General features: G+C 27.8%; 13 protein-coding genes and 1 other annotated feature (1 of these 14 running past the window's edge). Of the genes, 1 reads left to right on the forward strand and 12 read right to left on the reverse strand.

Annotated features, from left to right (window positions below; all coding sequences use genetic code 11):
* Nucleotides 1-67 (reverse strand) — a binding site (T-box leader); it reaches 152 nt to the left of the window's first position.
* Between the two features lie 52 nt (nt 68-119).
* The 11 genes from I1959_RS11300 to queG form a co-directional block, all read right to left on the reverse strand.
* Nucleotides 120-722 (reverse strand): DUF445 domain-containing protein, encoded by a 603-nt coding sequence (locus tag I1959_RS11300; protein ID WP_195238325.1) that lies wholly within the window; start codon nt 720-722, stop codon nt 120-122.
* 138 nt (nt 723-860) lie between these two features.
* Nucleotides 861-1,634 carry a putative sporulation protein YtxC gene (locus tag I1959_RS11305; protein WP_092923471.1) on the reverse strand — a complete coding sequence of 258 codons (774 nt, stop codon included), beginning with the start codon at nt 1,632-1,634 and terminating at the stop codon, nt 861-863.
* Nucleotides 1,635-1,804: 170 nt separating this feature from the next.
* Nucleotides 1,805-2,740 (reverse strand): ABC transporter permease, encoded by a 936-nt coding sequence (locus I1959_RS11310; RefSeq protein ID WP_195238327.1) that lies wholly within the window; start codon nt 2,738-2,740, stop codon nt 1,805-1,807.
* Nucleotides 2,740-3,831: an ABC transporter permease gene (locus I1959_RS11315; RefSeq protein WP_195238329.1), complete on the reverse strand. Its 1,092-nt coding sequence runs from the start codon at nt 3,829-3,831 to the stop codon at nt 2,740-2,742. Before I1959_RS11315 ends, I1959_RS11310 begins: the two co-directional genes overlap by 1 nt.
* The gene (locus tag I1959_RS11320) at nt 3,824-5,392 is read right to left on the reverse strand and encodes an ABC transporter ATP-binding protein (protein ID WP_092923462.1); all 1,569 of its coding nucleotides are present in this window, start codon (nt 5,390-5,392) and stop codon (nt 3,824-3,826) included. The genes I1959_RS11315 and I1959_RS11320 overlap by 8 nt, the downstream gene beginning before the upstream one ends.
* A gap of 276 nt (nt 5,393-5,668) precedes the next feature.
* Nucleotides 5,669-6,718 carry a BMP family lipoprotein gene (locus I1959_RS11325; RefSeq protein ID WP_166506026.1) on the reverse strand — a complete coding sequence of 350 codons (1,050 nt, stop codon included), beginning with the start codon at nt 6,716-6,718 and terminating at the stop codon, nt 5,669-5,671.
* A gap of 319 nt (nt 6,719-7,037) precedes the next feature.
* On the reverse strand, nt 7,038-7,886 hold the full coding sequence (locus I1959_RS11330; RefSeq protein WP_092923456.1) for a DegV family protein: 849 nt from the start codon (nt 7,884-7,886) through the stop codon (nt 7,038-7,040).
* 38 nt (nt 7,887-7,924) lie between these two features.
* On the reverse strand, nt 7,925-8,395 hold the full coding sequence (gene trmL, locus I1959_RS11335) for a tRNA (uridine(34)/cytosine(34)/5-carboxymethylaminomethyluridine(34)-2'-O)-methyltransferase TrmL (RefSeq protein ID WP_092923453.1): 471 nt from the start codon (nt 8,393-8,395) through the stop codon (nt 7,925-7,927).
* A 199-nt stretch (nt 8,396-8,594) separates the two neighbouring features.
* A complete protein-coding gene (gene nth, locus I1959_RS11340; RefSeq protein WP_092923450.1) occupies nt 8,595-9,221 on the reverse strand; it encodes an endonuclease III in 627 nt (208 codons plus the stop codon).
* 208 nt (nt 9,222-9,429) lie between these two features.
* Entirely contained in the window at nt 9,430-11,664 is a 2,235-nt protein-coding gene (locus I1959_RS11345; protein WP_166506027.1) for a Lon protease family protein, read from the reverse strand.
* Between the two features lie 94 nt (nt 11,665-11,758).
* Complete coding sequence (gene queG, locus I1959_RS11350; RefSeq protein ID WP_166506028.1) at nt 11,759-12,658, reverse strand: tRNA epoxyqueuosine(34) reductase QueG; 900 nt, start codon at nt 12,656-12,658, stop codon at nt 11,759-11,761.
* 64 nt (nt 12,659-12,722) lie between these two features.
* On the opposite strand from queG, the gene I1959_RS11355 reads away from it, so the two are divergent.
* Nucleotides 12,723-13,127: a RusA family crossover junction endodeoxyribonuclease gene (locus tag I1959_RS11355; RefSeq protein WP_092923441.1), complete on the forward strand. Its 405-nt coding sequence runs from the start codon at nt 12,723-12,725 to the stop codon at nt 13,125-13,127.
* Nucleotides 13,128-13,240: 113 nt separating this feature from the next.
* Here the strand turns inward: I1959_RS11355 and I1959_RS11360 are convergent, their stop codons facing one another.
* Nucleotides 13,241-14,236, reverse strand: a complete 996-nt coding sequence (locus I1959_RS11360) for an aldo/keto reductase (RefSeq protein WP_176579621.1) — start codon at nt 14,234-14,236, stop codon at nt 13,241-13,243.
* Nucleotides 14,237-14,259 lie beyond the last annotated feature (23 nt).

Consider the following 14,259-nt stretch of genomic DNA (forward strand, 5'->3'; position numbering starts at 1 on the left):
TTTCAGCCGGTGACTCATCTTCTCTGGAAATTGTTTCTATTTTACTTGTCCTTTTCATCGCAATTTCTATTAAGTTAGTATCATTATATCAGATAGTAATAGTTCTATCAACCATAATATTATAGAATTACTATTATTATTCCTTGCACTATTCCTATTGCAAAACCTAATACAAATCCTAAGATCTCTATATGCTTTAATTCATTTTTAGCAACTTTAAGAATTATTTCTTCTAATTCATATAAGTCAAGTTCATTAATCTTATCTTCTATCATTTGCTGGATATTTATTCTTTTACTAGCCTTATTTATCATTTCACTACTTAAATCATCTATACTATTTTTTATTTCTTCTTCTATCATATCTGATACATAAGATTGTATAAGATTTTTTATTGAACTTGGTGCAAATGACATTTTTTCATTTAATATACTTTTTATTTTAATTTGTATATACTCTGCTATTTTATTCTTATCTTCATCTGTAATAACTTGATTAAGTATTTCATCAATAGATAAAAATTCATCTTGTATAATCTCACCTATATTAGTTGCTATTTCACTTCTTCTTTTTGGTATTATACCGATTATTTCTGTATTAATTATAGGTATTTTTATTGGATTAATAGGCCTAAATATTAACTTTATTGCTATTATATTAGTAATATATCCTATTACGCCCCCTATAATCGCAAGTATTAAAACTTTTAATAAATTATCCATTTTGCAATCTCCTTACTAATATTAATTCTGTCCATATCTTACATAATTATAAGCTTTTTTATTTAATAAATAAAGCTATCTAATTATTGTATAATATTAACATAACTTACATTAGTTAAGAAGAATTATCTATATTCTTTAATTTTGATATACTATACTAACCTTATCTCCAAATATAGATTTTATGGTATTTATCATTTCTTTAGATATATTATTTTTTAATGTATCTAGTATTTCTATTTTCTTAGGGCATAAACTTAGTAAAGTGCTTATTAAAAAATCTTCTGAATTTAAGTTTTCTTCTATAACCATATTTACAATATCTTCATTATTCATTTCATTTATTCTATTGCCATTTTTATCATATATAAGAAAAGTATCTTCGTCTTTTATATGCACTTTCACTAAGTCAATTTTATCATCTTGAATTTCTATAAAATATTTAAGAACCTTTATAAATTCATCTTGGTCCTTTTTAATTATGTATTCTTCTACTGCCCTATCTGTCACAGCTAATATGTATTTTTTAAAATTTTTCATCCTAAAATTAACAAATCCATCTAAATTTATGTAGTCATTTGTCCTTATATAATCTAGCAGCTTTTGCCGTATGGATTCTTCTATAAATGGTTCCTTATTTTTTAATATTTCTAAAGAATATATATATATTTCATCTTTTTCATCTGGATAAATATTACTATATTCCTTATCTATATGGTCTTTTAATATTTTATCTCTTATAATTTTCATTACTATACTAGATATCCCATTTATAGTAGATTTGTTATTCTCATTAATATCAAGTTCAATTTCTACAATTTCATTATCCTCTGATATATTCTTGCTTTTAGAAAAAATATTTTTAGCATAAAGTTTTTCTTCTGATAATAAACTCACTTTTATTGTCTTCATACCTAACTTGTGATCCTTTCTTGATTTAAGAGGAACCTAGATAATTATTTCAAGATAGTTGTTTATATCAATATATCTTATAGATTTTATTATATGTGTTTTTATATTTTTAATTCATATTATATTAATTTTTAAAAAAAAATGATAGCTTTAAGCTATCATTTTTTTGATTATCTTTCACCTTTTTTATAAGGGTTACCAAGTGCTGCTGGTGCTTTAGAACTCTTAACGAAGATAACTAAAACTATTAATGTTACAACATATGGTATCATAGATAATAAGTTTTCATTTATGCTAAATGGTAATGACGGATTACCAAAGAATACTGATAATGCTGTAGAGAATCCAAATAATAGACAAGCTACCATTGCCCATTGAGGTCTCCACTTACCAAATATAACTGCTGCTAATGCTATATATCCTTGACCTGATATTAATGTAGGTCTGAATGAAGAAACAACAGCTAAACTCATTGATGCTCCCCCTAAACCTGCTAATATACCAGATATTATAACTGCTGCATATCTTGTTTTAGCAACACTTATACCTAATGTATCTGCTGCACCTGGATGTTCTCCAACTGCTCTAACTCTTAAACCAAATTTAGTTTTATATAGTACATAATAAACTACTACAACTAATATAAATGCTAAAAATACTGTTGCATATGAATTAAATATTGTATCTAATATACTTCCTGTTTCAAATAAACCATGTAAAGGTCTTGGTATTTTATTTTCCATTGGTATTGTTGGTGTCATTGTTGCACCATCAAACATTATCTTAGATGTAAATAATGCTACCCCAGGAGCTAATAAGTTTATTGCAACCCCTGATATTGTGTGGTCTGCATTACAAGTTATTGTTGCAAATGCATGTATTAAAGCAAATAGTCCACCTGCTAATCCACCAATTAAAAATGCTATCCAAGGATTTCCTATAAGAACACCTGCTGCTGCTGCTGAGAATGCTCCTATTGTCATCATTCCTTCTAGTCCTATATTAACTATACCTGAATTCTCTGAAAATACTCCACCTAATGCTGCAAATATAAGGGGCGTAGAGTACATTAAAGTGGTACTAATGATTAAAGCTAAATCTTCCATTATGCAATTCCCCCTTTATTTTTTTTATCTCTCATTTTTATATATAAGTTTCTTAATACACTACTTAATGCTATAAAGAATACTATAGATCCTATAACTATATTTACTACTTCTGAAGGAGCCCCTATAGCTTGCATCTTAGTTGATCCATACTTAAGCCCTCCGAATAATAATCCTGAGAATATAACTCCAATTGGATTACTATTTGCAATTAAAGCAACTGCTATACCATCAAATCCATAACCTTCTTGAGCTGCTAATATTGTTATGTTATTTGATACACCCATAACTTGTATAGCTCCAGCTATACCAGCAAGTAAACCTGCTATTGCCATTGATTTTAATATTGCTGAGTTAACATTTATACCTGCATATTCAGCACCAAATTTGTTGTATCCAACTCCTCTTAATTCAAAACCTAAAGTAGTTTTAAATAATATGAATGCTATTATTAAAACAAGTATTATTGATATAACTATACCCCAGTTAACTTTAGTAGCTGGTCCTACTAATCCATTTAACCAACTTATACCTATGCTAGCCGAGTCATGTATACTAATTGATGCTTCACTGTTTGGTCTAGCTAACCAAGTATTTTTTATCATATAGTTACTTAAGTAAAATGCTATCCAGTTAAGCATTATAGTTGATATAACTTCATTTATTCCAAACTTAGATTTTAACCAACCAGCAAATCCCCCCCAAACAGCTCCAGCCAATGCTGCTGCTAAAAGAGTAAGTGGTACGTGTATTATTGCTGGTAATTGTACCCCAGCTCCTACGATAGTTGCTACTAAAGAACCTACTATAAATTGCCCTTCAGCTCCTATGTTGAATAGTCCTGTTCTAAATGCAAATGCAATAGATAGACCTGTTAATATAAGTGGCGTTGATCTTATTATAGCCCAAGCTATAAACTTTGGTTTTCCAAATACACCATCTATCATAGCTGAATAAGCTTCTATTGGATTAAACCCTGCTATTATTAATGCTATTGCTCCTACTAATAGTCCTAAAACTATCGAGATAATAGAAAATAAAATAGTATTATCAGCTAAAGATAGTTTTTTCTTATTTACCTTACTATTCATTATCTTCACCTCCAGCCATCATTAATCCTAATGTATTTTCATCTGCATCTTTTGCATCGACGATTCCAACTATTTTTCCTTCATATATTACAGCTATTCTGTCTGATACATTCATAACTTCATCTAGTTCTAATGATACTAATAGTACTGCATTTCCTTCATCTCTTTGTTTAACTAATGCTTGATGAACGAACTCTATAGCTCCAACATCTAATCCTCTTGTTGGTTGAGTTGCTATTAATAATTGTGCCTCTTTAGTAGTGGCTCTTGCTACCTCTATATTGTCAACCTCTCTACCTATTATAACCTTTTGTTGGTTACCTCCAGATAAAGCTCTTGATTTAACAGTATGATCTGTAGGTCTTACGTCAAATCTTTCTATTATTTCATCTGCATATTTTTCTATTGCAGCTTTATTTAATATTCCATTTTTAGAGAATCTCTTATCTTTATAGTTTTGTAAAACTGTATTTTCTGCTACTGTGAAGTCTAGTATTAATCCTCTCTTATGTCTATCTTCTGGTATATTTTTAATACCATTGTTAAACATTTCTTTTGGATTTTTATTTAATAATTCTTTTCCATTTATTTTTATACTTCCAGATTCAGCTTTTCTAAGGCCTGTTAAAGCCTCAACTAATTCTGATTGCCCATTTCCATCTATACCAGCTATCCCTAATATTTCACCAGCTTTTACTTCTAATGATAATTCATCTACTACTGATATTTTTCTATTGTCTTTAACAGTTAAGTTATTTATCTCTAAAACAACATTACTTGGCTTAGCTTCCTTTTTGTCTACTTTAAAGTTAACTTCTCTACCAACCATCATAGCTGCTAAATCATCTTCTGTAACATCTGATACTTTTACTGTATCTATATATTTACCTCTTCTAATTATTGTACAGTGGTCTGCAGCTGCTTTTATCTCTTTTAATTTATGAGTTATTATTATTACTGACTTACCTTCTTTTGTTAAGTTTCTTATTATTTGTATAAGTTCTTGTATTTCTTGTGGCGTTAAAACTGCTGTTGGTTCATCTAGTATTAATATTTCTGCCCCTCTATATAATGCTTTTAGTATTTCTACTCTTTGTTGCATACCAACTGATATATCTTCTATCTTTGCATTTGGATCAACATATAGACCATATTTTTCAGATATAGCTTTTACATCATCAATAGCCTTGTTTATATCTACAGCTCCAAGTCCTTTTGTAGGCTCAGTACCTAATATTATGTTCTGAGCTACTGTAAATGGTTGTACTAACATGAAATGTTGATGAACCATCCCTATACCATTTGCTATAGCAACATTTGGATTATCCATTTCAACTAATTTACCATTTATGTATATTTCTCCTGATGTTGGTTGGTATAATCCATATAATATGTTCATTAAAGTAGATTTACCCGCTCCATTTTCACCTAAAAGAGCATGTACTTCCCCTTTATGTACAGTCAAATTTATATTATCATTTGCGACAAAGTTTCCGAATTTTTTTGTTACATTTTTCATTTCTACAACTTTTTGACTGTAGTTAACATTACTATTATTCATCGCTCTTTCTTACCCTCCTTAATTTAAATTTCTAGTATTTTTATTATACTAAAATATCGTATATATAACAAACTATTTTAACTATTTTTGATAAAAAAGTCATTTTTTATCGCTTTTTGTTGTACATTATATATAAATTAAAACTTATTTATACATCATATTTATCTAATTGTATGGAAAATACGATTTATTACATAGTTTTATTCTTTCCAATTTATATATAATTTATTTTTAAATATTAAAGGCTATCCTATTCTTACAGGATAGCCTTTAATGTTATTTATTTAATTCTTTATATTCTTTTTCATTTTGTGGAACTTTTATTTCACCAGATTTTATTTTTTCTGCTTCTTTTTGAACATATTCTAAAACATCTGGTGGAACATTCTTATCACTAGTTGGAGCTATTCCAACTCCATCCATGTCTAGTGTGTTTACTATAACTTGTCCACCTTTATAAGTTCCATCCATCATAGACTTAACTAAGTTAAATACTGCAACATCTATATTCTTCATAGCTGAAGTTATTACATTGTTTGGAGCTAACTTGTTTTGGTCTTGGTCAACACCTATAGCTTTTTTATTATTTTCTTTAGCTGCTTCTATAGCTCCTATACCTGCAGCACCTGCAGCAGAGAATATGATATCTACATTATCTTTGTGCATTTGATTAGCTATAGACTTTCCTAATGCTGAATCAGTAAAGCTGTTTGCATATTGAACTACTACTTTTGCATCTGGGTTAGCAGCTTTAACACCTGCTCTATATCCGTAATCAAATCTATCTATAACTTCTCCTTCTACACCACCTATGAAACCAACTTTATTAGTTTCAGTCATTTTACCAGCTATTAATCCTGTTAAATAAGCTGATACGTTATCTTCAAATAATAATGATGTAACATTTTTTGGTTGTTTTGGATAAGCAGCATCTATAAGAGCAAATTGATTTTCTGGATAATGCTCAGCTGCTTCTTTTATAGCATCTGCTAATTTAAATCCTACACCTATTATTAAATCCATATCTTGATCTACAAATGTTTCTATATTTGGAACATAGTCAGCATCTTGCTTAGATTCTAAGTACTTAACTTCTATTTTATCTCCGTACTCTTTCTTAGCTTTCTCAAGGCCTGCCCATGCAGATTGGTTGAATGATTCATCGTTTACTCCACCAACATCAGTAACCATACCTACTCTAATTACTTTTTCATTCCCCTCAGCAGCCTCTGAAGAGTCTGCATTCTTGCTAGATGAGCATCCAACTAACATACTAGCACTCATAACTACAGTTAACCCTAAAGTTAATAACTTTTTAAGTTTCATGTATTTCCTCCCAATTTTAAATATAGTGTACTATTTATTTATATTGTACACTATTTTAAAAACTTTTTCTACATAAAAATTTATTTTTATGGCAAATTATATTATTTTTCTTAAAAATTTGTGTTTAAGACTTATTTTAAACATAATAATTCATTTATTAATTAAATATATATGTAAAATATAATTTATATATCACTTTACAGAAAATATTATTATTTAATTTCAAACTATTAGTTTTAAGCCATTTTATTTTATTAAGTCATTATAAGTAGAAAAATAAAAAAAGAGTCTTAAGCTTAAGACTCTTTTTTATGTTACACTATTTATTTTTAATGCATACTATTCCAGTTAATCCTGGACCTGCATGAGAACCAACACAAGATCCTATTTGGAAATATAGTATATCTTTTGGATTAAATTCAGCTTTAACAGCTTCAGTTAATCTTTCTCTTTCTTTAAAATCATCACTGTATCCAATACATATTGTTTGGTCTTGTAGATTTTCTCCACAATTATCTTTTACTAATTCTATCATCTTAGATATGACATTCTTTTTGCCTCTAACTTGGCAAACTGGAGCAACTAAACCATTTTTTATATCTAATATTGGCTTAATATTTAATATACTTCCTATAGCCGCTTTAGTTGAAGATATTCTTCCACCTTTTTGTAGATATTCTAACGTATCTACTGAGAATAAAACATAAGTCTTATCTCTTAACTCTTCTATGGCTTTCATTATCTCATCTATATCATATCCTTCTGATGCCATTCTTGCAGCTTCAACTACTAATATTCCTATAACATAAGAAAATGCTTGAGAATCATATGTATATATTTCTCCATCTGTATCATTTTTAGCCATAACAGCACTTTGATAAGTTCCTGTTGCAACTGATGAACCTGCTATATATAGTACTCTTTTTCCTTGATTAACGTATTTTTCAAATACTTCTTTAAATTGAGCATATGTAGCTTGAGATGTTTTTGGATATACATTCTCTTCCCTAAGAGTTTTATAAAATTCATCATTTGATATATCTACACCATCTTTATATTCTTTTTCATTTAAGATTACAGTTAATGGTACTACTTCTATATCATATTTTTCTATTAATTCATTAGGTATATCTGATAAACTATCACATATTATTTTTATATCTTTCATGTACTTCCCCCTTATTACTTTATAGTAAGGTTAGTTTATTATCTCATTTTTGGATAATCTAATTGTCTTAATGCTTCATAAACAACTATAGCAACTGAGTTAGATAAATTTAACGACCTTGCTTTCTCAATGTCTAACATTGGTATTCTTATACATGTTTCTAAGTTAGCTTCTATTAATTCTTTTGGTAATCCTTTTGTTTCTTTTCCAAAAACTATAAATGAATTATCTACATAATCAACATCTGAGTGAGCTTGATTGACTTTAGTAGTTGCGAAGAAAAACTTACCTTCAGGGTTTTTTTCTACAACTTCTTCAAAGCTATCATAATACTTTATATTGGCTATATCCCAATAGTCAAGTCCGCTTCTTTTTAAATACTTATCTTCTAGAGAAAATCCTAAAGGTTTAACTAAGTGTAAGTTTGTGCCTGTTGCTGCACATGTTCTTATTATGTTTCCAGTATTTTGAGGTATCTCTGGCTCTACTAAAACTATATTTAATGACATATTTTCCCTCCTTACTTATTTAAATAACAACTATACTTACCTATATTAAAGTACGTTCAATTTTATTATGCCTTATCACTTAAAACTCTAATATTCTAAATTATATTATAACAGAAATTACGTTTATAACAATAATGCAGTCTTCTAATTTAATTCTTCATAAAAACATAAAAACCTCTTGTATTTAAAACAAGAGGTCCTATTTATTTTCTTTATAGTACTTACAATACTTTTGTATAGGACATATTTCACACTCTGGCTTTCTTGCCTTGCATATTCTTCTTCCATGAAAAATTAATAAATGATGAGAATGAGACCATCTTTTCTTAGGTATAACTTTCATTAATGGAAATTCTGTTTTTTCTGGAGTTGTCGTATTTACCATACCTATTCTATTAGCAACTCTAAATACATGAGTATCTATAGCTAAAGCATCTTGTCCAAAAGCATTACTAAGTACAACATTAGCTGTTTTTCTTCCCACTCCAGGCAACTTAATTAATTCATCTAGACTATCTGGAACTTGTCCATTATAAAGTTCACAAATTTTAATTGATGTTTCTTTTATTTTTTGAGCTTTGCTTTTGTATAATCCACAACTTTTTATTTCTTCACTAATTTCTTCTATGCTTAATTTAGCAAAAGCTTCTGGAGTATTATATTTTTTAAACATCTCTTCTGTTACCTTATTTACTCTAACATCTGTACATTGAGCTGATAGTATTGTAGCAATCAAAAGTTCAAATGGCGTAGTATAATTTAATTCACATTTAGCATCAGGATAAGTTTCTTCTAATATATCTAATATCTTATTTATATTTTTCATCTTAGACTCCCTCATTATCTTGTATATTATTTATTATTTATATTATTTTTATATATATGTGTAAAATTTTAATTATTAATCTCTATATAAAATTTAAATCTATATGTTAATTTTATATACTGTAGTATTTTGATATTCTATAAAAGGAAGTAAAATTTTAAATAATTTTACTTCCTTTTATATCTTACCCATGAAATTTATAATAAAACTAGTCTTTTAACTTCTTATTTATATTGCTAAATTCTTTAAGCCTTTCTATTGTTTTTTTCTTAACATCTTCAAAACTCATATCCGTTAAAATCTCTATAGCTTCTTTTACATTTTCTACTTCGTATATTTTAAATTTATTGTCTCTTATAGCATCACTAACTTCATCACATAAAACTAAATTTCTTCTATTATTCTTAGGTATTATAACTCCTTGTTCTCCACTTAATCCTTTTTTCTTACAAGTATAATAAAATCCCTCTACTTTTTCAGTTATTCCTCCTACAACTTGTATTTCCCCTTTTTGGTTCATAGAACCAGTAACTGCAATATTTTGCTTTAAAGGAATTTTACTTATAGAAGATATAAGTGCATATAATTCTGCTCCTGTAGCACTGTCACCATCTATTCCACCATAGTTTTGTTCAAAGCATATATATGCATTTAGAGATAATAAAAAGTCCGTTGCAAAGTTTTCAGATAGATATCCACCTAATATTAATACGCCTTTATTATGAATTGGACCACTCATGTTTACTTCTCTCTCTATATTTACTATGCCTTTATTTCCAGGGCTAGTAGTTACTGTTATTCTAGATGGTCTACCAAATGAATATTCACCCATATTTAGTACAGAGAGCCCATTTATAACTCCTACTCTACACCCCTCTGTTTCTATTAAAGTAAATCCATTTTCTAAGGATTCATCCATTTTACTTTCTATCCTGCTAAGTCTTTTCCTTCTTTCATTTATTGCTTTTTTTACATCATCTTTATCTACAAACTCTGCATTTCTAATTGTGGCATAAGCATCACCTTCAATTATAATCTCTAGTATTTTGTTAAACTGAGTAGATATTTTAAAACTATCACCTGATAGTCTTATAGAAAACTTTATAACTTCTTCTACTGCTTCATAGGTAAAATGTTTTAATTTATTTTTTTCACATTGTAATGCTATAAATCTAGCTATTCCATCTCTATTAATTTCACTTTCATCCATTTCATTATCAAAATCCACTAATATCTTAAAATACTTACTAAAATCTTTATCATAATGATATAAAAGATTATACATATAATTATCACCTATAAGAATTACCTTTACATCTATAGGTATGCTTTCTGGAGTTATAGATGTTTGCGTATCTATACTTATTTTTCTAGTTTGAATCGTTTTCTTTAGAATATCCCAAGATAACCCATATCTAAGCAGTTGATCTGTGTATAATACTAGATATCCTCCATTAGCTTTATGTATGGCCCCTGGTATAAGTTTTGTAAAATCAGTTTTTATACTTCCATTATTATAATCATATTCTGCTTTTCCAAATAAATTAGATACACTAGGATTTATTTCTGTGATTATTGGTGCTGATTCGTTTTCTTTATCTCCACCATTGTCTACAAATAAATTTACTTTATATTTTATAAAATGTTCTTTATCATATTTATCTTTTAATTCTTCTTCACTCATATAAAATAAATAAACATACTCTAATATATCTTTCCTCATATTATCTAGATATAAATTTACCTTTTCATACTCTTTATACTTTTCTTTAAGGTTATCTATATGTGGATCAATAATATACTTTGCAGTTTCCTCTTCTAGGTCAAGCAATGCATCTTTTGCTGCATCTTCTAAATCCCTTATTTTATATGCAACTTGTATTGCCATATTTTCTAACTCTCTTTTTAATTTATAGAATTCATCATCATCTACTTCTTCTCCATTTTCCTCTATTGGCATAAATACCATTCCAACTTTACTAGTTTTTAGCTTAAATCCTTTTTCTTCTCCATATTTCTTTATCTGCTTAAGCAAAGCATCTTTTTCTATTTCATACTCTTCTACAAGTTGATTTTTGCTTAATTCAAAATCTTCACTTTCAAAAGCTTCTATCAATTCATCTAATAAAGTCTCAATTAATTTCTCTATATCTTTTTTAAATATTTTCCCAGATCCCTTTCTTAATCCTATAGCTATTGGCTCTCTTGGATGCTCAAAATTATACACATAACACCAATCCTTATGTGTATCTTTTTCTAATGAATATTTTTTAAGAGCTTTCATTGCATAAGTAGTTTTTCCTGTTCCTGGTTCTCCAGCTAAATATATATTATACGCAGGGTTGTTTATTTTAAGACCTATCTCCATAGCTTCAATAGCTCTTTCTTGCCCCAATATACTTTCTAGAGGTTCTATTTCTGATGTGTTTTTATACACTAACATATGTATACCTCCTCAACTCTTTTATACATTTTATGTTGTATAGCTTGTAAAAGTTTCGTAGATATATCTATAAAAAAAGTCTTAATCTAAAAGACTAAGACTTTTCTAATATTATTTCTATATTTCTTTTTATTATTTTTTTGCCTCTCCAACTAAAAGCTCTATTTCCATATCTCCTTTTAAACTCTTTGTTTGATATTTCATCAATTTCTTCAAAATCTAAATTTAATATTAAATCTTTCATAAATTCTTCTATATGAGTTTCTTTTATATTTTTATTGTGAGGACATACTTCTTGGCATATATCACATCCAAAAATTTTCCCACTATTTTTAATTGCTTTAACTTCTTCTAAAGATAATTCTTCTTTCTTCTGAGTTATATATGATAAACACTTTCTAGGGTTCATATCATAATTTCCTAAAAGAGCATTTCCCGGACAATATTTTACACATTTTCCACATTTCATACATTCTTTATCCAATGGCTTATCTAAAGAAAATTCATAATTATTTATAATATAACCAATAAATACATAAGAACCATATTTATCTGTTATTATATTATTATTTATTCCAAAATACCCTATTCCAGACAAATAAGCTAATTCTCTATCTACTAATGGACCATTATCTACAAATATTTTATATTCAAATCCTTCGATATTCTCATCTAAATAATCGCATACTTTCTGTAATAATTCTTTCGCTACTATATGATAATCTAAACCTCTACAGTATCTAGATAAATTTGACTCTTTTTCATTATCTATATGGTATGGAAAGGCACATACTATTATAGATTTAGCATCTTTCATTATATTTTTAGGATTAATTCTGTTTTCTAAAATAGGTTCTTCCATTCCAGTAATATGTTCTTTTTCTATTCTTTCTTTTAATTTTTTTTCTAATTCATAGTTTACATTAACTCCTGTTATGCCTACTGTATCTAAGCCCAATGATTTAAAGTACTCTTTTAATTTTTCTTTATTCATAAAATTCCCTTCCATTAATTTTTTATTAGCTTTATAATATTTAAGATGTAAGGATGGTGATAAATTGATTAAATTAACAATCCCAGGTAGACCAATAAGTAAGTCTAATTTTAAACTTCACAACGTCCATGGTCAAGCATGGATGCCATCAAAAGGTAAACACTCTAAATATTTAGCCTATGAAAACATGATAGCAGGTTATATAAACCAACAATATGATGGAGAAACTATAGAAGAAGATTTAATAACTATTTTAAAATTATATTTCCCTAATAAACGTATGGGCGATTTACATAACTATCCTAAAAGTATATGTGATGGAATAGAAAAAAGTGGAATAATAAAAAATGATAAACAGTTAAAACCTGTATTATTATTTGATTTTATAGATAAAGAAAATCCTCGTGTTGAAATAGAACTTTATCCTGCTTCTGAATATGATGTTTCTTATAGCATTCTTAAAAAATAAATAGTAACATAAACTTTTTGATTTTTACTTTGATTATTTTTTCTAAAAACTATATAAGCTATAAGATTTTATATCTAAAAAGAGAACTTAATCTAAATTAAGTTCTCTTTTTATTAACCAAGTTTAGCGCATACTTCTTTTAACATTTCTCTTATTGGTAAATTATATGGACATTTAGTTTCACATAACCCACAATTTACACATTCATTAGCTTTACCAACTGTAGATGCATATCTTTCTTTTGCCCATTTTTTAAGGTTATATCTAGTATAATATCCTTCTAGTAAAAAATTGGCTGGGATATTTACTCCTACTGGACATGGTAAGCAATATTCACATCTTCTACAAAATCTTTTGCCTAATGTACTTTTTATTTCTTCTATTTTTTTATTGTCATCTTCATTTAATTCTAGATTATTAAGTACCGCACTATTTTGCTTTACCTGCTCTATACTTTCCATACCTGGTATAGCAACATCAATATAATCTTTTGATAATATATACTTAATAGCTAAAGTTGCATCATCTAGTGCTCCTCCTGCTAAAGGTTTCATTACTATTATTCCTATACCCTTCTCATTAGCTTTTTTAAATACTTCATCTGCTTGATTCTCAACTATATTATAAGGAAACTGTATAGTTTCAAATTTATCATTTTCAACTACCTTTTCTATAGTTTCTAAACTATGGCTAGTTATTCCTATATGTTTTATTTTTCCTTCTTTTTTAGCTTCTAACAAAGCTTTATATGCTTTATTATCTGCAAATATTTCATCATATTCTTCACTTTTTACATTGTGTAGTTGATATAAATCTATATAATCTGTTTTTAAGTTCTTAAGACTTATTTCTATATCATTTTTCATAGCCTCATAGTCTCTAGACATACTCTTTGTGGCTATAAAAAATTTTTCTCTTTTTTCTTCAATTGCATTTCCTATATACTCTTCACTAACTGTATATCCTCTAGCTGTATCTATAAAGTTTATTCCTTGTGCTTCAAGTTCATTTATTACTTTATTAGTCTCTTCTTGGGTAATTCTTTGTATAGGTATTCCCCCAAATCCTACTCTTTTAACCTTCATATTAGTTTTACCTAATTCTCTCAATCTACTTCCCTCCACTTAAACTT

The organism is Romboutsia sp. 1001285H_161024_C4 (assembly GCF_015550185.1).
GTDB lineage: Bacteria > Bacillota > Clostridia > Peptostreptococcales > Peptostreptococcaceae > Romboutsia_C > Romboutsia_C hominis.